Source organism: Streptococcus sp. 27098_8_91, from assembly GCF_041432385.1.
In the GTDB taxonomy this organism is placed as follows: Bacteria; Bacillota; Bacilli; order Lactobacillales; family Streptococcaceae; genus Streptococcus.
On record NZ_JAPVZN010000003.1, the window covers coordinates 21,819 to 45,845 of the forward strand.

The following is a 24,027-nucleotide window of genomic DNA, read 5'->3' on the forward strand; positions in this document are numbered from 1 at the left end:
AGTGAGCTACTTATTCTTGTTCAGTAGCTTCTTCTGTTGCTTCCGCTTTTGCACCTTCTTCAGCTTCAAAAGCAGCTTTTGCTTCTTCAGCAGCTTTTTTACGTGCTTTTTCAAGGTCATCTACGTGGATGACATCTTCGTCCATGCCCTCGTCAAGATCACGAAGTTCAACTTCTTGATCATCTTCGTCAAGGACACGCATGTCAAGACCAAGTGATTGCAATTCTTTAACAAGAACTCGGAAGGATTCTGGAACACCTGGTTTTGGAATTGGTTTTCCTTTTGTAATAGCTTCATAAGCTTTCAAACGTCCGTTGATATCATCAGACTTGTAAGTCAAGATTTCTTGAAGTACGTTTGATGCACCATAGGCTTCAAGCGCCCAAACCTCCATCTCACCGAAACGTTGTCCACCAAACTGAGCTTTACCTCCGAGTGGTTGTTGGGTAACGGTCGAGTAAGGTCCGACAGAACGAGCGTGCAATTTATCATCAACCATGTGGTGGAGTTTGATCATGTACATGACACCAACTGATACACGGTTGTCAAATGGCTCACCAGTACGTCCATCGTAAAGGATTGTTTTGGCATCGCTATCCATACCTGCTTCTTTGACAGTTGACCAAAGGTCTTCAGAACTTGCTCCGTCAAAGACTGGTGTTGCGATGTGAATACCAAGAGTACGTGCAGCCATACCAAGGTGAAGCTCCATAACCTGACCGATATTCATACGTGATGGCACCCCTAGAGGGTTCAACATGATATCGACTGGAGTTCCGTCTGGAAGGTAAGGCATGTCTTCTACAGGAACGATACGAGAAACAACCCCTTTGTTTCCGTGACGTCCGGCCATCTTATCTCCGACCTTAATCTTACGTTTTTGAGCGATGTAAACACGAACCAGCATGTTAACACCTGATTGCAACTCATCTCCATTTGCACGTGTAAAGATTTTAACATCACGAACAACACCATCGGCACCGTGTGGTACGCGAAGAGAAGTGTCACGAACTTCACGAGATTTATCTCCGAAGATAGCGTGCAAGAGACGTTCTTCAGCAGAAAGATCTTTTTCACCCTTAGGTGTTACTTTACCTACAAGGATATCTCCTTCTTTAACCTCAGCACCGATACGGATAATACCCATTTCGTCAAGGTCTTTAAGAGCATCTTCACCAACGTTTGGAATTTCACGAGTAATTTCTTCAGGCCCAAGCTTTGTATCGCGAGTTTCTGATTCGTATTCTTCAAGGTGGACAGATGTGTAGACATCGTCTTTCACCAAGCGTTCGCTCATGATAACGGCATCCTCGAAGTTATAACCTTCCCATGTCATGTAGGCAACGATTGGGTTTTGTCCAAGCGCCATTTCTCCATTTTCCATAGAAGGTCCATCTGCAATAAAGTCGCCTTTTTCTACAAGATCACCAACTTTAACAAGCGTACGTTGGTTGTAGGCAGTACCTGAGTTTGAACGACGGAATTTTTGGATATGGTAAACATCCAATGAGCCATCTTCACGACGAACTTCTACTTTGTCAGCATCGGCATAAGTAACTTTACCATCATACTGAGCAATAACAGCCGCTCCAGAGTCATGGGCTGCTTGATATTCCATACCAGTACCAACGTAAGGTGCTTTTGGATCAATCAATGGTACAGCCTGACGTTGCATGTTGGCACCCATGAGGGCACGGTTGGAGTCGTCGTTTTCCAGGAAAGGAATACATGCTGTCGCAACGGCAACTACCTGTTTTGGAGAAACGTCCATGTAATCAACACTTGAAGCTGGGTATTCTTGGTTAACCCCTTGGTGACGTCCCATGACAACTTTTTCAGCAAAAGTGCCATCTGCGTTCAATTTAGAGTTAGCCTGTGCTACTGTGTACTCATCTTCTTCATCGGCTGTCAACCAAACGATTTCGTTAGTTACTTTTCCAGTTTCACGATCAACCTTACGATATGGTGTTTGAATGAAACCATACTTGTTAAGATGTCCGTATGAAGACAAGTTGTTGATCAAACCGATGTTTGGTCCCTCAGGTGTCTCGATTGGACACATACGACCATAGTGAGTGTAGTGCACGTCACGCACTTCATATCCAGCACGGTCACGTGTCAAACCACCAGGTCCTAAGGCAGACAAACGACGTTTGTGTGACAACTCAGAAAGCGGGTTGTGTTGGTCCATGAACTGTGACAATTGAGAAGAACCAAAGAATTCTTTGATTGCTGCAGTTACTGGACGGATATTGATAATTTGTTGTGGTGTTAGTACTTCGTTATCTTGAACAGACATACGTTCACGAACGTTACGTTCCATACGTGAAAGTCCAAGACGCACTTGGTTAGCAAGCAATTCACCAACAGCACGAATACGACGATTTCCAAGGTGGTCGATATCATCCACACGACCAATACCTTCTGCTAAGTTGAGGAAGTAGCTCATCTCAGCCAAGATATCTGCAGGCGTTACGATACGAACCTTGTCATCTGGATTTGCATTACCGATGATAGTTACAACACGATCTGGATCAGTTGGTGCAACAACCTTGAATTTTTGAAGAACAACTGGCTCTGTTACTACAGCAGCATCATTTGGAATGTAGACAATCTTGTTCAAATCGCCATCCAAATGACTTTCAATGCTTTCAATCACGCTACGAGTCATGATTGTTCCAGCTTCTACCAAGATTTCACCTGTTTCAGGGTCTACCAATGGTTCAGCAATAGTTTGGTTGAGCAAGCGTGTTTTAACGTTGAGTTTTTTATTGATCTTGTAACGACCAACTGCAGCCAAGTCATAACGACGTGGGTCAAAGAAACGAGCTACAAGCAAGCTACGTGAGCTTTCAGCAGTCTTAGGCTCACCTGGACGAAGGCGTTCGTAAATTTCCTTCAAAGCTTCGTCTGTACGAGAGTCCATTGGGTTCTTGTGAATATCTTTTTCAACAGTGTTACGAACAAGATCACTGTCGCCAAAGATATCAAAGATTTCATCATCGCCTGAGAAACCAAGCGCACGAACCAAGGTCGTAAATGGAATCTTACGAGTACGGTCGATACGAGTGTAGGCGATGTCTTTTGAGTCGCTTTCAAGTTCCAACCAAGCTCCACGGTTAGGGATAACAGTTGAACCGTAACCCACTTTACCATTTTTGTCTACCTTGTCATTAAAGTAAACACCTGGAGAACGCACCAACTGTGATACGATGATACGTTCACCACCGTTGATGATAAAGGTTCCCATCTCAGTCATGATTGGGAAATCACCAAAGAATACTTCCTGTGTCTTGATTTCGCCAGTTTCTTTGTTAATCAAGCGGAAGGTTACAAAGATAGGTGCTGAGTAGCTGGCATCGTGGATACGAGCTTCTTCAAGCGTATATTTAGGTTCTTTGATTTCGTAGCCAACAAATTCCAACTCCATTGTGTCTGTGAAGTTTGAAATTGGCAATACATCTTCAAACACTTCCTTCAGACCATGGTCTAGGAAATCTTTGAATGAATCAGTTTGAATTTCAATCAAATTTGGTAAGTCAAGAACTTCTTTGATTCTTGAAAAACTACGACGGGTACGATGTTTCCCGTATTGAACGTCATGTCCTGCCAAGATGATTCTCCTTTTTAAATAAAGTTCCAAGCTTAGTGATCTAAGCTAGTAATTATCGTTAGATGGTTCTAAAAACCCTATCAACTTATCCCCCTTGACTAATTTTCAGAATCTTTAAATCTTTGTTACAAAGGTCGAAAAACCTGAAAAAAAGCACAAAAAGAGCAGCTAAATCCGACTTTTTCAGGAGATTTAACTGCTGTGAGCCTTGTCCGGACAATATTTCAGACAAAACCTACGACAAATGATTATTCATATTATACCTAATTTTCTTTGATTTTTCAAGGGTTTAAAATATTTTTCTCTTCCTCTAATCCGTTAATTATCTACATCTTTCTTTGAAAAATCAAGTCCATATTTAGGAAAACGCTTGCCTTAACTATTCCCTCATGCTATACTGTTATTGAAATTAATAGACAGGAGACATTTTATGAAAACAGCTAAAACCACTGTTACAATCGTTTCTGCACTTGCATCTGTCATCTTATTGACCAGCTGCGCCACAAAATCCACAGAAACACAAACATCCGCTAATAACTCATCTGACAATCAGATTACAATGACTTACGACCAACTACGGTCTAGAGAAAATACCATGTCAACTCTCTGGTATCAAAAAGCAGCCGAAACAAAAGCCTTGTATCTACAAGGCTATAATGTTGCTACAGATCGTCTAAAGGAATTACTGAAAACAGAATCAGACAAGCCTTATTCGATTGTTTTGGACTTGGACGAAACGGTCCTAGATAACAGTCCATATCAAGTTCAAAATGTCAAAGATGGAACAGCATTCACACCTGAAAATTGGGATGTTTGGGTCCAAAAAGCTGCAGCAAAAGCCGTCCCAGGTGCTAAAGATTTTCTTCAGTTTGCCGATCAAAACGGTGTCCAAATCTACTATATTTCTGACCGTTCAGTCGACCAAGTAGATGCTACCATTAAAAATCTAGAAAGCGAAGGTATTCCTGTACAAGGACGTGATCACCTCATGTTCCTAGAAAGTGGTGTAAAATCCAAAGAAGGTCGTCGACAAGCGGTTCAAGAAAAGACAAATCTTGTGTTACTATTTGGTGATAACCTTGTAGACTTTGCAGAATTTTCTAAGACTTCTGAAGCTGATCGTGACAAACAACTTGAAGAATTGCAAAAAGAATTTGGTGAAAAATTCATCATCTTCCCAAATCCAATGTATGGATCATGGGAAACAGCAGTTTACGGTGGTAATAAACTAGATGCCAAGGGACAAGTAGAAGAACGCGAAAAGGCTTTACAAGGCTTTGACAAGTAATGAAAACTTGGTATTCAATAAGGCCATAAGTACAAGAAGAAGTGCAAAAGCTCTTTAACTGACAAAACTCAAAAAAGCGGACAAGAGAGGATTCTGATAACCAGAAAACTTTCCTGTTCGCTTTTATCATGTGAATCGTATCTTAATGAGCCAGCATTTCTTGGGCGATTTCTTGACCAGATAAATTCTCTGGATAATAGGTTGGCCAGTTATCCATTTCTTCAAAGAGGGCTTCCTGGCTAGTACCTCCAAAGAAGATATGGAAATGCCCAGTCTTAACTGGTGCGATATTGTGGTCGCTAAATTGAACATACTTGAATTGTCCAGCATCCGCGTCTGTCGCTTCAAAAAGATAACGAACTCCTCGATTCCCTTTCTTATAAGTCAAAATTTTCTTGCCGACATACTTGTAGGTATATTTCTTACTTTGGTCACCTTGGATGAATTCCATAGTGTTATCCGTGATATTAATCTTAGATACATCAGTTTGATAGCCTTTTTGATAGTAGGCTTTGTATTCATCCTTGGTCATTTTGCCAGTCAATTTAGCCTTGTAGTCAAATACTTGATCAAGAGTACCGTCCTCAAGGAAAGGATAGACCGACTGCCAGTTGCCAGCATAATCACTTAGGGTACGATCCTTGACATCAGCATCCTCAAAGTAACCATTTTGAACGGTTTTAGTTTCCTCTGCTTTTTCTGATTCAATTTCTGCCCCAGCCTGATCAGTTGTTTGCTTGAGGGCCTTGAGATTTTTCTCCATGACAGAGATATAGTTCTCACCGGCCTTCATGTCCTCTTCAGTCAAGCTTTCCAGAGGATTCAGAACGTCTAACTTAACTCCTGTTTCTTTTGAAAGAGTATTGGCTAGAGCTTGAGAGGCATTTTCTTCAAAGTAGATATAAGAGATCTTGTTTTTCTTGATGTACTCGGTCAATTCTGCCAAGCGGCTTGCTGACGGCTCAGCATCTGGTGAAAGACCAGAGATAGAGACTTGATTAAGTCCGTAGTCCAAGGCTAGATAACGAAAGGCCGCGTGTTGAGTCACAAAACTCTTTTGTTTAGCATTAGAAAGCCCTTCAGTATAGGCCTTATCCAAGGCTTGCAGTTTTTCGATATAGGCAGCTGCATTTTGCTCGAAAGTCGCCTTCTTATCTGGATAGTCAGCTGAAAGACTATCACGGATATGCTCTACAAGCTTAATGGCACGCACAGGAGACAACCATACGTGAGGGTCATACTCGTGATGATGGCCTTCTTTACCATGGTCATGGGCTTCCTCTTCTTCACTTCCTGGAAGAAGCAACATATCTCCAGTAGCCTTGATTGTTTTTACTTTTTTCTCATCTAGTGAATCTAAAAGTTTTGGAACCCATGTTTCCATGTTCTCATTTTCATAAACAAAGGCATCAGCGTCTTGGATTTTAGCAACTGCCTTAGGCGATGGTTCATAATCATGTGGTTCTGTCCCTGCCCCAATCAAGAGCTCGACATTGGCTGTATCTCCTGCTACTTGCTTGGTAAATTCGTAGACAGGATAGAAAGTTGTGACAATATTTAATTTTCCGTCTGCCTGTTTTTGATTAGAACAAGCGACTAAGAAGACTGTCACAAGACTTGCCAAAAGTAGGCCTAGTTTTTTCATTTTCTTCTCCTATTTGATAAAACGTTTGAGTAAGCTGACTAACAAGAAGACAACTACAAAGATAAGGGTGATACTTGCACTTGGTGGTGTCTCTGCATAATAGGAAATATAGAGTCCCGCCACCATACCTAGAAATCCAATGGCACTAGCTAGAATCATCACGGAACTAAAGTTCTTTCCTAAACGCAACGCAATACTAGCTGGCAAGACCATGATAGTCGATACTAAAAGAGCACCCGCTGCTGGGATCATGAGGGCAATAGCCACACCCGTCACCATGTTAAAGAGGATAGACATAGTACGCACTGGAAGACCATCTACAAAAGCTGTATCCTCGTCAAAAGTTAAGATGTACATGGGTCTCAAAAAGAGGAAGGTCAGGATTAAAACAACCGCTGCAATGACAAAGAGCCCAATTACCTGCTCTTGACTAATAGTCACAATAGAACCAAAAAGGTATTGGTCCAAGCTCATCGAACTAGAACTCTTCCCCTTACTCATAACAATAAGTGAAACTGCAAGTCCTGTAGACATGAGGATGGCTGTCCCAATCTCCATAAAGCTCTTGTAAACCGTACGTAGATATTCAAGAAAGACCGCCGCAATCAAGACAATGGCAATGGTTGAGATGGTTGGAGAAATCCCCAAAACCAAACCAAAAGCAACCCCTGAAAGGGAGACGTGACTCAGAGTATCACTCATGAGACTTTGACGGCGCAAAATGAGGAAAGTCCCAAGAACTGGTGAAAAGAGACTCATGGCAATAACCGCTAAAAAGGCCCGCTGCATAAAATCATAAGAAAATAGATTAAACATGGTCCACCTCCTGATCATTTTCATGGACATTGAAACAACGCCATGGCGAATCTTGGTCACGGACAAGGTGGATATTGCGATCTGCGTAATCCTTGACTTCTTCAGGATCGTGAGTAATCATCAAAACAGCCTTGCCATGATGGTGGGCACTATGGTGCATGAGCTCATAAAATTCATTCTTGGTACCTGCATCCATCCCTGTTGTCGGCTCATCCAAGATAAAGATATCTGGATCTGAAGCAAACATACGTGCAATGACCGCTCTTTGCTTTTGCCCACCAGAGAGAGAACCAATGCGTTTATCCCGATGTTCCCACATACCAACTGAGTTTAAACTAGCCTTAATGTGTTCTTCATCATGAGCATTCAAACGACGGAACCAGCCCTTTCTTGGGTAGCGACCTGATTTGACAAACTCATAAACAGTACTAGGAAAACCTGCATTAAAACTGGCGATCTGCTGAGGAAGATAGGCGATTCTTAGCTTTTTCCCATGAATATTTATCTTTGAGATGGTTACTTTCCCAATTCGTGGTTGAAGAATTCCAAGACTAGCCTTGATAAGAGTAGTCTTTGCCGCTCCATTTTCTCCTGTCAGTGTGACAAATTCCCCACTATCAACACTGTAATTGATATGCTCAAGCACAGGTTCCTTGTCATAATAGAAGGACAAATCCTCTACTGTGATGTATCTCATTACTTGATTTCTCCTACTAAAGCAGTTAAAAACCGCTGGATAATTTTTTGTTCGTTTGGTGTGAACTGAGTGGCAACCTGCTCATAAGCCGAGAGGGTATGTTCATGATGATGGTGGTGTTCCTCAGCAATTGGTCGTGCTAAGTCTGTCAATCGATAGAAGATAACGCGCGCATCCTTGGGATCCTTAGATGTCTCTAACATCCCCTCTTTAACCAAGGATTTGATAGCCTTGGTAACGGCAGCTTGACTAACATTGAGACGACGCGCCAACTCAGAGTTGGTGAGCGACTCCTCTGATAAAAGCATGAGAATATGCTCCTGGGTATTCGTCAAGGCCACATTACTGGTGCAATGACCAATGAGAATTTCATGTTGGTTTTCCGCCTTGAGAATAATCTCATTTAAAAAACGATCGATATCTTTTGCCAACTGTCTCATGATTTGCTCCTTTCTCAGAACGGAATTTCTATAAATACAAGGTTTTCATACTCTTCAAAAATCAAATTCAAACCATTCCTTTACTAGTTAAGTATATCACATCCAAGCAAGGAGTCAAGAAAAAAGATGAAAACACCTGTGATGTTTTCATCTTGTAGAATTATTTTTCTTGTTTACGGCTAGTCCAGAGGGCTGTCGCTCCAAGAATCATACCAAGTAGCATCATGAAAATAGATTGCTCACTACCTGTATTTGGAAGTAGTTTCTCTGAGACTACTGTTTTCTTAGCAAACTTATCTGCAACCTTATAATCAACTTTTACAGTAGAAGGTTGAGTCGGTTTTGTTGCTTGGTCTTCTACTGGTTTAGCTGGATCTTGCTCTTTACCTTCTTCAGGAAGTTTAAATGTTTTTGAGTCCACAGAAATCGTGCGTGAATTTGGATTTACCTTTTCATACTGAGTCAAATCAGCTGTTTTTAGATAGTCTTCAAAAGCAGCATCCATTGAAGGACCTTCTTCTCTATCACCACCAAGCATGGTATAACCGTCACCACCTGCTGCAAGGAAGTCATTGGTTGCTAGGTAGTAGACTTTCGCCAAATCTAGTTTTTCATAAAGACCAGTTGCACGATTCTTCACTTGAATAGCCAGGACGCGTTTACCTGCGACTAGGTTTGTATCGTAGTAGACCTTGGCTCCTGAAATCTGTAAGAATCCACCACTTGGTTCTAGCAATGGTTGACCATTTTCATCCAAGACAGTTTTTCCTGCCTTATCAACCTGCAAGATAGATCCGAGTGATTTTTCAAACATATCCAGAACTTGCTGACCAGTTACTTGGATTTGTGAGATTGTGTTCCCAAATGGTAAAACTGCAATGACATTTCCTTTTGTAATTGGTTTATCCTTGGCAATTGTTTCACGCAAGCCTCCACCATTTGTCACAGCAATATCTGTTGGATGACTAAATCCTGTTTGACCGTACTGGTAGAGAGAATCTGCGACGACATTTCCAAGGTTGGTTTCGCGGACACGGACATTTTCACGGTCACCGTTCAATTCAACTGGGCTATTTGAAACAACTTCTACAGCATTTTCAGCATCATATTTTTCTTTGATTTCTTTGACCATGGCTGCAATCTTTGGATTGGCTTCTAATTTCTTAGCATCTGCAGCAGGTACCTGGCTTGGATTTCCTAATAATTGACGAGAGTTGTAAGTGATTTTACCAACGTTATGGAGATAGCTTCCTGTCTGGTTGTAAGTCACATTGTCACCATAGGTAGTAGATTCTACTGTATGAGAGTGACCATCAATCACTGTAACACGCTTACCTTTCAACAAAGGATTTTTTGAAAGTGCTTCTGCAAGTGTTGAACCACGCCATTCTACAGGTGTTGTTGTATCAACTCCCAAGTGAGCGAGAACAACATAGTGTTTGTAGTCTTTGCCTTCTGCCAAGGCTTTAGCTTGAATTTCTTCGATAACCTTGTTAACCTCTGCAATCGGTTCTGTAAAGGTTACGCCTTTAACATTTTTAGGGTGGGTCTTAGTAGCTGTTTCAGGTGTTGTCACACCGATGACGACAAACTCATCACCTTCAACATTCTTGTTCTTATCAACAATTGTTGCTGCTTCAAATAGACGAGCTCCGTTTACATAAGTATTTGAGCTAAGCAGTGGGAAGTTCAAGATTTCTTTGTATTTTTTAGCTTCGTCAAGTCCAAAGTCAAACTCATGATTTCCTACAGCCATAGCATCGTAGCCCATCTCATTTAGGATTTTGGCACGAGCTTCACCCTTTGTAGAGTTTGAAATCGGCAGACCCTGGAAGGCATCCCCTGCATCTACTACTAGAGTCGTTTGGCTGCCCTTTTCTCGCTCCTTCTCAATAACTGTCGCGAGCTTGGCATCTCCGATTACTCCTTTTTCTTCTACGATACGACCATGCACGTCATTGGTGTGCAAGATAACAGTATCTTTTTCTTCTTTTTGAGTTGCAGCCTCTTCAGCTGGTGTTGCCGGACTTGTAACAACCTCAGGAGCCGCTGCTACTACTGGTGCTTCTGCAGTACTCACAACTTCTGGAGCTTCTGAAGTACTAGTACTTTCTTCAGCATAGACTTGTCCAGCTAAAAAGGCTGGAGCTAATAGGGCTGTCGATAGGACAGGCAACAAAAAACGTTTATTCATATTGAAATCCCTTTCTCTTCTTTCTTTTATCATTATACGCTATTTAGCATCATTTTAAAACTTTTAGCCTTATTTAGGATAAGCTATCCGACATTTCATAAAAAAAGTCTGAACAAAAAGTTCAAACTCCTTTTCTATATTATTGAAAATCTTTAATATTCCCATCGTAATTTGCCCAATCCTGGCTAAAGAAACGGTCATTCATTTGGTAATTAGGTGCTGTTATCGGATTGCTCAAAAAGGGATTCACAACCTTATCAAACGCCAACCAGCCCAACCAACCGATATGAATCGTATCCTTAACAAAGTAGGGATCTCCACCATTTTTTGAAAAGTCAGCAATGTTGGTAAAACCCTGACTTTCCAACTGGTAACGAATTTTTTCAATAGAGTGTTGATACATTTCTTCGCTCAAACCTGTATAGTTCATCCATTTTTTATTGACAGGTTGAAAGACAAAGAGCACATTAACCTTAGACTTGGCAAATTGATCAAGCACTAGCTGCAAATCATTGTACTCAGTTGATTGGAGAAAGTTATAATTCTTTTGATAGCCTTCTAAATTTTTTAAGTCCTTCTTAAGCTGAGTGGTATAAAAATGGTTTTCCATCCCCAAATCATTATTGGTCGTATTTTCTTCTGCATCCTTACGAGCAATATTTTCCAATTCTTCATACGAAAATTGGTCTGGGAGACTGCTCAAATATTTTTCAATATGATCCTTGTACTTTAATCGACCATGAATGGAGAATTGACCAAAAAGAGCAGCTTGTCTTTCATTGAACTCGGCAGAGAGATTAACCATCGTTTGATCAAAGTCTGACAATTGTTCATTCTTGGCAAGCTTCTCAACAATCCCCTTCATCGGTACTCTTGGATTTTGCTTCAAGAGTCTAGTGGCCGCATATTGAGCAGCCAGATCTCCGGATTGATTTTCCAAAAAGGCCGTCAACTGGTCATTGTTAAAAAAGCTTTGAAAAGTAGGCGCATCATGCTCCTCTTTTGTAAACCATTGCGGAGAGATTACAAATACCGCTTGTTTGTTTTCAAGCTCAGATGTGATTTGTTGTAGTCCAAAGTACTGACTAAGAGAAGCTGCTCCTGCCTGCCCCATAAAATAAGGACGATAGGAGCGATTATACTTTTCAGCTAATACTCCTGGATGCATGCTATCAAAACGAATCCATTCACTCGAACCCAAAAAGGGTATAAAACGTATATTAGGATCCGTGAGAGCTCTCACTTTTTGGCTTCTCTCTTTGAAACTTTCTGCACTTATTGAGGCTGCAGAGTATTTTTCCTCCATTAAATTATGACTCTTACTACTAGGATAGAAAATAATGAGTAGAAGAACCAATAAACCTGCAGTAAGAATGGGCCCGAAGATTAACCACAGGCGTTTAAGCATTCTTTAACTCCGTAATCCCTACTACGATTTTATTAGCTGTATTCCAGTCGTCACGACCAAATTCTGTAACTGGGACACGAATATCAAAGCGATTTTCGATTTCCACGATCAATTCAACGGTTCCCATGCTGTCCAAGACACCTGCGTCAAAAAGATCTTCATCCATCATGTCAGATACATCTTCCATAAATAATTCATCAATAATTTCAATAACTTCTGATTTGATATCCATTTTTTAATTCCTTTTATTTTTTAAACCATAAATCATTCAAAAATCCAGAAAAGATTAAGAATGAAACCATCACGACATGGAAGGTTATCACCATGCCAAGCAACTGAACCCAACGGTTCTCAGGCAAGGGAGGTCGCCCTGCTTTCTTCCGTTCTTTATTGAGCGTTTTTTTCTTTCGAACCCAGGCATCATTAATGACTAAGCCCACTCCATGAAAGAGTCCGTAGACGATGTAAAACCAAGTTATCCCATGCCAGAACCCCATAAGGAGCATGTTCAGGATATAGGCGACACTTGAAGTCACATTTCGATTCTTAAAAAGCTTCTTTCTCGTCATCACCATGACCATGCGCATAAAGACAAAGTCACGGAACCAGAAGGATAAACTCATGTGCCAGCGATTCCAAAACTCTTTTAAATCCCTTGACAAGAAAGGTTTGTTGAAGTTGATCGGACTACGAATCCCCATCAGATTTGAAATAGCTAGAGCAAACATGGAATAACCCGCAAAGTCAAAGAAGAGCTCCAGACCAAATGTGTACATGACTGCAACTACGTAGTAGTTAAAGAAGCCACCTGTTTGTAAAGCTAAATTCTTTAGCGGTGGCAATAAAATCTCGCCTAAAATATGAGCTAGGATAAATTTATACAGAAATCCCCACATGATATACCGAACGGACTCGGCTAGCATATCCATCAACTCATCCCGCTCTGGAATCGTCTGATAATTTTCATTAAAACGTTTGAAACGATCAATAGGACCACTTGAAAATGTCGGCATAAAGAGAAGAAAACGCAAATACTCCCACATCTTCAAATCCTTAATGACTCCATCTCTAAGTTCGATGATGATTCCCACCGAACGAAATGTCAGGTAAGAAATTCCCAAAAATCCAAGCAAAGACTGCGTTCCATTGATAGCAGGCTGCACCTTGACAAAGATAATCGGAAGGAGAGACAGAAAACTAACTAGGTAGAATACCCACTTGCCATCCTTACTTTTTCGATACTGCTTGTATAAAAGAACCAGTACAATTTGCCAGCATAGGTAAATAGCCAAGGCAGCCAACTGATTGGTCTTGCCACCCGTCAACATGGTAACGATAAAGAAGATACTAACCAGCATTTCATACCAAGCAAAGCGTTTTTTGAAAAAAAGACCGATAAAGATGGGCAAGGTAGCGGTAATCACGTAGACAAAGTACTGTAGATTTCCATAAGGCTCGATATGAGGAAGCTGTTTAAGAAGCTCCATCATCTATTGTTTACCTCATTGATTAAGCCTTTAATGTCAATCTTGCCATTTGGAGTTAGTGGTAATTCCTTTCTGTAAAGGAACTTAGACGGCATCATGTAAGACATCATAATATCTTCCAAGTCTTCCTTGATCGCTTTCGTGATATCGATTTCGCGCTCAAATTGTTCTTTAACGCCGTCTTTTAAGATGACATAGGCCAAGAGGTTTTGAACCTTGTGGTCTTTGTTGTAACGTGGAACTGCAACAGCAGATTCAACGTACTTGGATTTGTTCAAGTTTTGAGAAACATCCTCTAGCTCAATGCGGTAACCGTTAAACTTGATCTGGAAGTCCATCCGTCCACCATAGAGAAGGAGACCTTCATCTGTCATTGTTCCGACATCTCCCGTATGATAGGCTGGCAAACCTTCAAATTCGAAGAAGGCTTCAGCTGTTTTTTCAGGATTGTTCATGTAGCCTTTTGAAACAGCTGGACCAGATACGATAATCTCCCCTTGCTCTCCGTTTGGCAATTTGTTCCCTTCCTCATCAATGATAAAGGTTGGAGAATCTTCTTTGGTGTAGCCAATTGGAAGACGTTTCAAAGTTGCTAACATCTCATCTGTAATAGCGACTGCTGACAAAGCAACTGTTGCTTCTGTTGGCCCGTAAGCATTGATGATGCGCGCATTTGGGAAACGTTCGCGTAATTTTTGAGCAGTTTTAACGGTCAACTCTTCCCCATCAAAGTAAAAATGGGTAATATCTGGCATCTTTTCAGCATTGAAATCTTCAGACAACATGGCCATATCTGCAAAAGATGGTGTCGAAGTCCAGATAGCAATCGGAAGAGAAAAGATAGTTGCAAAGAGTTGTTTGAAGTCTTGAGTGATAGCTGATGGAAGAGCAAAAAGGGTTCCTCCAAGAGCCAAGGTCGGTGCCCAATACATGACAGACAAGTCAAAAGAATAAGGTGGCTGAGCCAGCATTTGTGGACGCTCTGGCGTCGCAAATTCCTTGTCCGTAATCATCCAGTTGGTAAAGCTGAGCAGATTATCATGCGAAATTTGCACCCCTTTTGGCTTACCAGTCGTACCAGAAGTAAAGATGATGTAGTAGTTATCATCTCCCTTGACTGGATGCGTCATCTCATAGCTTACCCCCTGAACAAAGGCTTCATGAACCTGAGCTAGATTCATCATTGGTGTAGAGACCTGCTCCAATGGAAAGTCTGAAATAGCAATGATCAAGCTTGGCTCAGCCACTTCAAGAATGGCAGACACGCGCTCCAAGGCCGAATGACTGTCAATTGGAATGTAGGCATGACCTGACTTGGTCAAGGCTACAAAGGTAGCCAACATCTCATACTCCTGACCACCAAAAACGACTACAGGAGATTTTTCAGGTAAATCTAGTTGATCGATGGTTGCAGCCAAACTATCCGAATCAGCCTTCAAATCACCATAGGTACGTTCCTCACCAAGAACATTATAGACTGGAAAGCCAGGCTGAGTTTGGGCGAAGTACTCAATCACTTCAATCATATCTTTTATCGGTTTATTAGACACAGTTCGTTTTCTCCTTAAAGTTAAAATTCATTGTAGATAAAGCCACCCTGACCTTGACCTAGGTAACTAAAAAAGTAAAGCAAACCCAGTAAAACAATAAAATACAGGACCGTTTGCCCTAAAAAAATATATAATGGTTTCTTTCTATCCATGATCGATTTCTTTTCTGTAAATTTCCGTCAATTTTTCCACAAACAATTACTATTTTTTCTTGTTCCCATTTTACCACTTTATTCCCTCTATTTTCAACTGTTTACCATTTTTAGAAAGCACATTTTAGCTTATTTTAAGACAAGTTAAAATATTAATGTTTTGCCCTCAAAAAACAACAAAGTTTGAGAATCCAATCTCAAACTTTGTTACAAATAGCTCTTTTATCTTAGAAAAGTGAGAACACAAGCACGGCCAAGGCTGCTCCGATAACAGGTCCTACAACAGGAATCCAAGCGTAAGACCAGTCTCCGTCTCCCTTGTTTGGAATTGGCAAGATGCTGTGCATGATACGAGGTCCAAGGTCACGCGCAGGGTTCAAGGCATAACCTGTTGTCCCACCTAGTGATAGACCGATACCAACAATCAAAGTGCCCACTGCAAAGGTTCCGATACCTGCCTGAAAATCGTAAAGACCCAAAGCAAAGATTGTCAACACCAAAACAAATGTTCCAAGGATTTCGCTAATCAAGTTTGATACAGTATCCTTGATGGCTGGACCAGTACTGAAGGTTGCCAAGATATTTCCTGCATTTTCTTCTGCCTCATAATGCGGTTTGAATTGCAACCAAACCAAAATCTGACCGAGCATAGCCCCTGCGAACTGAGCTAGGATGTAAGGGAAAACGGAAGCCCAAGGCAAACCACCTTTTAAGGCTACACCAATGGTCACAGCTGGGTTTAAATGAGCTGGACTGAGCTTGCCAGATACAAAGACTGCAACCGCAACTGCAATTCCCCAACCCATGGTAATCACAATCCAACCTGAACTGTTGCTCTTGGTTTTAGGAAGAACCACACCTGCAACAACACCATTTCCTAGAAGAATGAGGATTAAAGTTCCCAAAAATTCTCCAAATAATTCATTCATCATCTTTCTGTCTCCGTTAAAAAGAAGAGGGCAGACTAGGAGTCCTGACCTCCACCTCTTTTATTTTTCTTAATTTTTTAATTCTGCTAAATCGTTGTTAGCAAGAGCTGATTCGACATCAGTACGGTAAGTTGCTTTTTCATCTTCTGTCCATTCGTAGAAACGTCCCATTTCATCTAGAACTGGCTCTACAATGCTGTCCAAGCTATCACGCATAAAGAGCATATGGTTGGTACGACGAAGAAGGAAGTCAACTGGGCTAAGAGCTAGCTCATTGCGCATTGCATAGTGAAGTGATAAAGTATCTGCCAAGCTAAGTCCTGGCGCTTGTTCCAAACTATGAGCAAGAGCAAAGACTTTCGGTGCATTTGAACCATAGAGATTTGCTAGGTAGTGAGCTTCCTTGCTATCCAAACCACGTGACACTCCAAGTTGCGCAAAGGCTTCGATTTCTGAATCCACATTTGCTGGGTTCAATTCTCCACCTGAAACAGGGTAAGTCTTAGAGTTAATCAGTTTAAAGCTGCGGTCAAATTCTGCTTTGAGGATGTCAACCACGCGCTCCATAGCTCCTTCAGCCATCTTACGGTAGTCTGTGATTTTACCACCAGCAAGGGTCAAAAGGCCATTATCATCACGATCCAAGCTCGAACCACGAGAAACTGCAGATGGATCCAAATGTTTCTCAGAGGTACTGCTTTCAAGCTTGCTGACAGCAGACTCAACATCTTCACGCGTTTTTTCTTTAGAGAGATAAGATTCAACAGTCGCAATCAAGTTGTTAAAGCTTTCATCACTAATAGTTCCGTTATTCCCTCCATTGTAGTCAGAAGCGCTATTGCCTGCGATTAATGGACGAAGACCTGCCCAGCTACTTTCAATATCTTGAACAGTAATATTTGCTTCTGGGAAGCGGTTGTTGACAATGCCAAGTAGGTAATCTACATCTTCTTGAGTTACTTTTGGATGTTCCAAATCACCTGTGTAGTCTGTATCAGTTGTACCAAAGTAAGTCTTGTTTTCACGTGGGAGAACAAAGACCATACGACCATCTCCCAAACCTGTGTCAAAGTAAACAGGCTGTGAAACCTTGATCTTGCTTGAATCCACAACTAGGTGAACTCCCTTAGTTGGACGCATTTGTGAGAATTGTGTTCCCTTATTAGACAAATTGCGTACCTTATCACTCCAAGGACCTGTTGTGTTAATCACCAGACGGGCCTTGATTTCAAAGACTTGGTCTGTCAAGAGATCACGAGCTACAACACCTGTAATCTTGCCACTTTCGTCAAAGAGGAAGCCTTCTGCCTTAACGTGGTTGGCAATGAGGGCACCGTCTTGATTGGCACGTTTGATGTTTTCAATCACGAGACGCGCATCGTTATTACGGAAGTCAAGGTAAACCCCACCTCCTACCAAGCCTTCTTTCTTCAAGTTTGGCTGGCGTTCTAAAACTTCTTCCTTGCTCAAAACCTTGTTAGCAGCTGGTGTGTTGCTAACACCTGCCAAAAGGTCGTACAAGTCCATAGCTACTTTGAGACGAAAGAGGCTAAAGGTCGCTCCATCTTCATCGTAAACTGGCAAGAGCATTGGATCTGGTTTTGGAATATGTGGTGCAATTTGTTGAACCACTGCACGTTCTGAAACCGTATCTGATACAACTTCTACGTCAAATTGTTTGAGGTAACGAAGACCTCCGTGGACCAATTTTGTTGAACGGCTAGATGTTCCTTCTGCGAAGTCTTGCATTTCAATCAATCCAGTCTCAAGACCGCTAGCTGCCGCCTGCAAAGCTACACCAGCCCCTGTGATTCCTCCACCAATAATCAAGAGGTCCAGGGTACGTTCCTGCATTTTTTTAATTGATAATTCACGTGTTTTCTTTGAAAATTCCATATTTACACACTTTCTAACTAAGTCGCTTTATTCTTCCAGTATTAGTCGTCTACTTCCGCAAAGACTTGGGTTGCTTTCACAGCCTTCTTCCAACCCTTGTAGAGTTGTTCCTTGCGAGATTCGTTCATAGATGGCTCAAAGAGTTCTCCTGTCTCGTTCAAGAGTTTCAACTCATCCAAGTCTTTCCAGTACCCTACTGACAAACCAGCTAGGAAGGCTGCTCCTAGAGCTGTTGTTTCCAAGTTTTTGGCGCGTGCAATGTCGATTCCCAAGATGTCAGCTTGGAACACTGCATGAGGAAGTTGTTCATAGCTGCACCACCGTCTACTTTCAAGACCTGTATAGCTGTCTGAGCATCCACTTGCATCGTATCGATAATATCACGCACTTGATAAGCAATTGATTGAAGAGTTGCCTTGATAAAATCTTCCTTACTTGTTCCACGAGTCAATCCAAAGACAGAACCGCGAGCATTTTGGTTCCAGTATGGAGCACCTAGACCTGTAAAGGCTGGAACGACATAAACTTCATCATTGTTGTGAGAATCACGAGCGTATTTTTCAGATTCTGGTGAATTTTCGACCATGCGAAGTCCATCACGAAGCCATTGAATGGCACTTCCTGCGATGAAGATAGAACCTTCCAAGGCATAGTAAACCTTGCCATTGATTCCGTAACCAATCGTTGTCAAGAGGTTATTTTCAGACAACTGCATCTCTTCACCAGTATTCATGATGATGAAAGAACCTGTTCCATAAGTATTTTTAACCATACCAGGTTCAAAGGCCAACTGTCCAAAGAGGGCTGCCTGTTGGTCACCAGCCATACCTGAGATTGGCACTTCTCCACCGTAGAAATGGAATGGCGCTGTCTTACCGTAGATCTCAGAGTTAGAACGAACTTCTGGAAGCATAGCCTTTGGAATGTTGAGAATTTCCAAAATCTCATCATCCCATTTAAGTTCTTTAATGTTATAAAGCATGGTACGGGCTGCATTTGAGTAGTCGGTCACGTGAGCCGCACCGTCAGTCAATTTCCAAACCAACCAAGTATCAATGGTACCAAAGAGCAATTCACCCTTTTCAGCTCTCTCTTGAGCGCCCTCTACATGGTCCAAAATCCAACGAACCTTGGTCGCAGAGAAGTAAGCATCGATGATCAAACCAGTCTTTTCATGGAATTTTTCCACATAACCTTGGCTTTTTAGTTGTTCAGCCAGAGGAGCAGTTTGGCGTGATTGCCAAACGATAGCATTGTAGATAGGAAGCCCTGTTTTCTTATCCCAAACGACCGTTGTTTCACGTTGGTTAGTAATCCCGATTGCCTCAATCTGACTTGGTTTCACACCACTTTCGATGAAAGCACCCGCAATAACTGACTGAACAGAGTTCCAAATTTCATTGGCATTGTGCTCAACCCAACCTGCCTGAGGGAAAATCTGAGTGAACTCTTTTTGACTCGAGCTAACTTTTTCTCCTTTTTTGTTGAAAATAATGGCACGAGAACTTGTAGTTCCCTGGTCAATGGCCATGATGTATTTTTCTTGTGACATGTGCTGTCCTCCTGATAATGTTCTTGAGGATGTCTCCTCTTTACAGTAACTAGTATACAAAATAAAGCGCTTTCTTGTTTATCAACTTTTTTTAATTTTTAAAAAAATGTGAGGAGATTGTGTAAATTTCACAAAAAAGACCTGGAAGCACCAAGTCTTTTAAGTGAATAATAACTGACGAATCCCTGCCAAATCTTCCATATCCAAGTCATTTTTTAAATAATAGACTGGTGTCTGCTCCTTCTTATGAATCGGGTTATTGGTAACCAGCAAATCATAATGTCGAGTTCGGTCATAGGCTTCAATAGTAATAAAACGATTGTATTCCAAATACCGTTTCAAAATGGCTGCCATCCTTGAAAAGACAAGAAAACCAGATGTCAAATCCAGACCAATCCGCATATGCTGACCACCATTTTCAGCCATATACTCGATCAACTGGAGCCATTCCCAGAGAATTTTCTTATCCAAATCCGTCCCCTGCTGAAAGGCAGGTAGAGCATGAAAAATCTCATCTGCCGTTCCCCTAAAATCATGTTCCATCAACAAATAAGGATGGCGATTCTCTAACTGGTACTTATAGCGATCATGTAAAATATAGCCCTTATAGAGATAGACTTGGGCACAAAGCTGACTGAGTTCATAGGTAACATGGTCCTCTGTATAATCACCCAGCAACTCCTCCTTCTTCATTTCTTGAATCAATTGCGTCAGCAAATCTGCCAACTGCCCTCCAAAACCAAGGATATACTCCATAGTATGAAGAGGAAGAATGCGATGAGATAGGAGGAAAGAGAAGAAAATCATCATCTCACCATCCTCAGTTCCTAGAGGAAGGTGTTGCCCAGCGAAAAAGGACGGAGCCTTTCTCAGCAAACGAAGGTAGAAAATATTGTCAAAATACCCTCGCATTTTCTCTTCTATGACTTGAAACTGACAGGCATTGGCCCGAAGACGTTGCTGACTGATGTGACTCCACAAAACCAAGTCCAATTTCTGCCCCGAAGACAAACTCGCACCGCAGATTTCTTCTAGTGTAGTAATTTCCTGCTTTCTCTCTGGTTTCTGCATGTGACCTTCCCACTCCTGACTGGACCAGACCTTGCGGAAAAGACAGAAATAGAAATAGCGAATCTGATGCTCTGGGCCTCGCCAACGTCCATTTTGGATGGATAAGTCAAATTCTGACAAAATCTGATTTAGACTGGCTAAGTGGCGGCCAAGCGTAGCCTCACTAATCATCAATTCTTGAGCCAGCTGATGGGCTAAAAACTGTTGGTGGTAGAGAAGATAAACCAAAATCTGGTATTTAACAGCATTCTCCAAAAATAAGCTCCGGATATCTCTCCCCTTGGTAGCTGCACCAATTGACAGACGCAGATTTTCATCTTCTAAGTGAATAGTCAGCTCTAAGCCACTATCCATAGCCTTGTCATTGAGCAGGGTGACATATTTGGTTAGGGTTGCTTTTGAAAATCCTGTTTCTTCCATTACAGCCTTGACGGTCGTCTGAGACTCTTGTAATAGAAAGGAAAGGATTGAAAATTGGCCAGATTCGGCCTTTTCCATCAAATCTCCTAAATACATTTGTTACCCCTTTCATTTTCTACCTTAAGCATAGCATAAATCTTACAAATGCTGAAATAATCTGTTTCTCTTTTTATTTTCATGCTGATTTCCTGGTCCATTATCCTGAAAATCAGCAAACACACGGCTCCCCCTTTGGGCATTTTTATGCTAAAATAGTAGCTATGGATAAAATTATTAAAACAATATCAGAAAGCGGAGCCTTTCGTGCTTTTGTCCTTGATAGCACGGAAACCGTCCGCACTGCTCAAGAAAAACACCAAACCCAAGCTAGCTCAACTGTAGCACTTGGTCGAACTCTTATCGCTAGCCAGATTCTCGCAGCCAATGAAAAAGGGAATACCAAACTAACAGTTAAGGTACTGGGATCTAGCTCTCTAGGGGCCATTATCACTGTCGCAGATACCAAGGGGAACGTCAAAGGCTACGTTCAAAATCCTGGTGTTGACATCAAAAAGACTGCAACTGGTGAAGTTCTAGTCGGACCTTTTGTTGGCAATGGTCAATTCCTCGTTATCACAGACTACGGTACTGGAAATCCTTACAACTCTATGACTCCTCTCATCTCTGGAGAAATCGGTGAAGACCTTGCCTTTTACCTGACTGAAAGCCAACAAACACCTTCAGCAGTCGGCCTCAATGTCCTTTTGGACGAGGAAGATAAGGTCAAGGTTGCAGGTGGTTTCCTAGTCCAAGTCTTGCCAGGAGCCAAGGAAGAAGAGATTGCTCGCTTTGAAAAACGCATCCAAGAAATGCCAGCTATATCGACTCTTCTAGAAAGTGAAGACCATATCGAAGCCCTCCTCAAGGCTATCTACGGTGACGAGGCCTACAAGCGTCTTTCTGAAGAAGAAATCCGTTTCCAATGTGACTGTAGCCATGAGCGCTTTATGAACGCTCTTGCCAGCCTTCCAAGCTCAGACCTACAGGAAATGAAAGAGGAAGACCACGGGGCAGAAATCACTTGTCAATTCTGCCAAACTACTTACAACTTTGATGAAAACGACCTGGAGGAACTCATTCGTGACAAATCTTAATACACCTTTTATGATTGGCAATGTTGAGATTCCCAATCGTACCGTTTTAGCGCCTATGGCTGGCGTGACCAACTCAGCCTTTCGTACCATCGCAAAAGAGCTCGGAGCTGGACTCGTTGTCATGGAAATGGTCTCTGACAAGGGAATCCAATACAACAACGAAAAAACCCTGCATATGCTTCATATCGACGAAGGCGAAAATCCAGTCTCTATCCAACTCTTTGGTAGCGATGAGGATAGCCTAGCACGCGCAGCAGAATTCATCCAAAAAAACACCAAGACCGATATCGTGGATATCAACATGGGCTGCCCAGTTAACAAAATCGTGAAGAACGAAGCTGGCGCTATGTGGCTCAAGGATCCAGATAAGATTTACTCTATCATCAACAAGGTCCAGTCTGTCCTTGATATCCCCCTTACTGTCAAAATGCGTACCGGCTGGGCTGACCCGTCTCTTGCAGTAGAAAATGCCCTCGCTGCTGAAGCAGCAGGTGTTTCTGCCCTCGCCATGCATGGCCGTACCCGTGAGCAAATGTATACAGGTCACGCAGACCTTGAGACCCTGCACAAGGTCGCTCAAGCTTTGACCAAGATTCCATTTATCGCCAACGGTGATATCCGTACGGTCCAAGAAGCCAAGCAACGCATCGAAGAAGTCGGTGCTGATGCAGTCATGATTGGCCGCGCAGCCATGGGAAATCCCTACCTCTTTAACCAAATCAACCACTACTTTGAAACAGGAGAAATCCTACCTGATTTGACCTTTGAGGACAAGATGAAAATCGCCTACGAACATTTGAAACGCTTGATTAACCTCAAAGGAGAAAACGTCGCAGTACGTGAATTCCGTGGCCTCGCTCCTCACTACCTCCGTGGAACATCAGGTGCAGCTAAACTCCGTGGTGCTATTTCGCAAGCTAGCACACTAGCAGAGATTGAAGCTCTATTGCAATTAGATAAGGCCTAAACTTCTATACTACCTTTCAAGTAAGGGTTGATTTCTAGACCCTCTCATACCACCGTACCTGTCGTTCTGCATACAGCGTTTCAACGTATACCGTTCAAGGTAACAATCCAAACCTCCCGTCTAACGGGTGGTTTACACCAGGTCTATAAGCTCAAATTACCAGCCAGCGCCTAAAGACGCTGGCTTTCACGTTGTTCAAACCTTATTGCTCTTGACTCGTCACTTGCCTCTTAAAGAGGCGTGAGTATTACTTACCACTATCCCTAAAGGGATCCTCATATTCTTTTACACTTAATTTATCTAGTACTATATCATGCCATACTCGTTCTCAAATTTTTTATACTCGTGAAGAAATCATCCACTGGATAATTTCTTTAATCTTGGATGTATTTCCTTATTGTGGCTTCACTAAGCCCTACTGTACTCACATAATAACCTTCCACCCAGAAACGCCGATTGCCAAACTTATATTTCAAATTGGCGTGTTTGTCAAACATCATGAGTGCACTCTTACCTTTTAAATATCCCATAAAACTTGAAACACTTATCCTCGGTTGAATACTTACTAACATATGTACATGATCTGGCATCAAGTGTCCTTCGATAATTTCAATACCTTTATAACTACACAAGCGATGAAATATTTCACCTAAACTACTCCGATATTGATTATAGATGACTTTTCGTCTATACTTAGGGGTGAACACAATGTGATAGAACAGTGCTACTTTGTGTATGATAAACTATGAGACTTTTGTGCCATGGTTTT

General features: G+C 41.8%; 17 protein-coding genes and 2 pseudogenes. 3 read left to right on the forward strand and 16 right to left on the reverse strand.

Features of this window, described 5'->3' with window-relative positions:
* Positions 1 to 10: 10 nt before the first annotated feature.
* Entirely contained in the window at positions 11 to 3,613 is a 3,603-nt protein-coding gene (locus tag O3611_RS03770) for a DNA-directed RNA polymerase subunit beta (protein WP_301559182.1), read from the reverse strand.
* 430 nt (positions 3,614 to 4,043) lie between these two features.
* Between O3611_RS03770 and O3611_RS03775 the strand changes: the two genes are divergently transcribed.
* Positions 4,044 to 4,901, forward strand: a complete 858-nt coding sequence (locus O3611_RS03775; RefSeq protein WP_045762615.1) for a 5'-nucleotidase, lipoprotein e(P4) family — start codon at positions 4,044 to 4,046, stop codon at positions 4,899 to 4,901.
* Positions 4,902 to 5,043: 142 nt separating this feature from the next.
* Here O3611_RS03775 and O3611_RS03780 read toward each other — a convergent pair whose 3' ends face one another.
* From O3611_RS03780 to O3611_RS03845, 14 genes and pseudogenes are all read right to left on the reverse strand, one after another.
* Positions 5,044 to 6,546 (reverse strand): zinc ABC transporter substrate-binding protein AdcA, encoded by a 1,503-nt coding sequence (locus O3611_RS03780; RefSeq protein WP_371607879.1) that lies wholly within the window; start codon positions 6,544 to 6,546, stop codon positions 5,044 to 5,046.
* A 9-nt stretch (positions 6,547 to 6,555) separates the two neighbouring features.
* Positions 6,556 to 7,362: a metal ABC transporter permease gene (locus O3611_RS03785; protein WP_371607880.1), complete on the reverse strand. Its 807-nt coding sequence runs from the start codon at positions 7,360 to 7,362 to the stop codon at positions 6,556 to 6,558.
* On the reverse strand, positions 7,355 to 8,059 hold the full coding sequence (locus tag O3611_RS03790; protein ID WP_371607881.1) for a metal ABC transporter ATP-binding protein: 705 nt from the start codon (positions 8,057 to 8,059) through the stop codon (positions 7,355 to 7,357). The genes O3611_RS03785 and O3611_RS03790 overlap by 8 nt, the downstream gene beginning before the upstream one ends.
* Positions 8,059 to 8,499, reverse strand: a complete 441-nt coding sequence (adcR, locus tag O3611_RS03795) for a zinc-dependent transcriptional regulator AdcR (RefSeq protein WP_371607882.1) — start codon at positions 8,497 to 8,499, stop codon at positions 8,059 to 8,061. Before adcR ends, O3611_RS03790 begins: the two co-directional genes overlap by 1 nt.
* A 160-nt stretch (positions 8,500 to 8,659) precedes the next feature.
* Positions 8,660 to 10,693, reverse strand: coding sequence for a cell surface ecto-5'-nucleotidase Nt5e (gene nt5e, locus O3611_RS03800; protein WP_371607883.1), 2,034 nt, complete (start codon positions 10,691 to 10,693; stop codon positions 8,660 to 8,662).
* 139 nt (positions 10,694 to 10,832) lie between these two features.
* Positions 10,833 to 12,101 (reverse strand): D-alanyl-lipoteichoic acid biosynthesis protein DltD, encoded by a 1,269-nt coding sequence (dltD, locus tag O3611_RS03805; RefSeq protein ID WP_371607884.1) that lies wholly within the window; start codon positions 12,099 to 12,101, stop codon positions 10,833 to 10,835.
* Positions 12,094 to 12,333: a D-alanine--poly(phosphoribitol) ligase subunit DltC gene (dltC, locus tag O3611_RS03810; protein ID WP_075232372.1), complete on the reverse strand. Its 240-nt coding sequence runs from the start codon at positions 12,331 to 12,333 to the stop codon at positions 12,094 to 12,096. The genes dltD and dltC overlap by 8 nt, the downstream gene beginning before the upstream one ends.
* Before the next feature lie 13 nt (positions 12,334 to 12,346).
* Positions 12,347 to 13,591: a D-alanyl-lipoteichoic acid biosynthesis protein DltB gene (dltB, locus tag O3611_RS03815; protein WP_371607885.1), complete on the reverse strand. Its 1,245-nt coding sequence runs from the start codon at positions 13,589 to 13,591 to the stop codon at positions 12,347 to 12,349.
* Positions 13,588 to 15,138 carry a D-alanine--poly(phosphoribitol) ligase subunit DltA gene (gene dltA, locus O3611_RS03820; protein WP_371607886.1) on the reverse strand — a complete coding sequence of 517 codons (1,551 nt, stop codon included), beginning with the start codon at positions 15,136 to 15,138 and terminating at the stop codon, positions 13,588 to 13,590. Before dltA ends, dltB begins: the two co-directional genes overlap by 4 nt.
* A gap of 20 nt (positions 15,139 to 15,158) precedes the next feature.
* On the reverse strand, positions 15,159 to 15,290 hold the full coding sequence (locus O3611_RS03825; protein ID WP_000375187.1) for a teichoic acid D-Ala incorporation-associated protein DltX: 132 nt from the start codon (positions 15,288 to 15,290) through the stop codon (positions 15,159 to 15,161).
* Between the two features lie 227 nt (positions 15,291 to 15,517).
* On the reverse strand, positions 15,518 to 16,222 hold the full coding sequence (locus tag O3611_RS03830) for an MIP/aquaporin family protein (RefSeq protein ID WP_000980822.1): 705 nt from the start codon (positions 16,220 to 16,222) through the stop codon (positions 15,518 to 15,520).
* Between the two features lie 66 nt (positions 16,223 to 16,288).
* Positions 16,289 to 18,115: a type 1 glycerol-3-phosphate oxidase gene (gene glpO, locus O3611_RS03835; protein ID WP_371607887.1), complete on the reverse strand. Its 1,827-nt coding sequence runs from the start codon at positions 18,113 to 18,115 to the stop codon at positions 16,289 to 16,291.
* Positions 18,116 to 18,156: 41 nt separating this feature from the next.
* A pseudogene (glpK, locus tag O3611_RS03840) lies at positions 18,157 to 19,667 on the reverse strand (glycerol kinase GlpK).
* A gap of 159 nt (positions 19,668 to 19,826) precedes the next feature.
* On the reverse strand, positions 19,827 to 21,254 hold the full coding sequence (locus tag O3611_RS03845; RefSeq protein ID WP_371607888.1) for a helix-turn-helix domain-containing protein: 1,428 nt from the start codon (positions 21,252 to 21,254) through the stop codon (positions 19,827 to 19,829).
* A gap of 164 nt (positions 21,255 to 21,418) precedes the next feature.
* Here O3611_RS03845 and hslO point away from each other — a divergent pair, with 164 nt between their 5' ends.
* Positions 21,419 to 22,291, forward strand: a complete 873-nt coding sequence (gene hslO / locus O3611_RS03850; RefSeq protein ID WP_000357854.1) for an Hsp33 family molecular chaperone HslO — start codon at positions 21,419 to 21,421, stop codon at positions 22,289 to 22,291.
* Positions 22,278 to 23,258, forward strand: coding sequence for a tRNA dihydrouridine synthase DusB (gene dusB, locus O3611_RS03855; RefSeq protein ID WP_185776724.1), 981 nt, complete (start codon positions 22,278 to 22,280; stop codon positions 23,256 to 23,258). The genes hslO and dusB overlap by 14 nt, the downstream gene beginning before the upstream one ends.
* 247 nt (positions 23,259 to 23,505) lie before the next feature.
* On the opposite strand, the pseudogene tnpA reads toward dusB, so the two are convergent.
* Positions 23,506 to 24,021 (reverse strand): annotated as a pseudogene (gene tnpA, locus O3611_RS03860) (IS200/IS605 family transposase).
* Positions 24,022 to 24,027 lie beyond the last annotated feature (6 nt).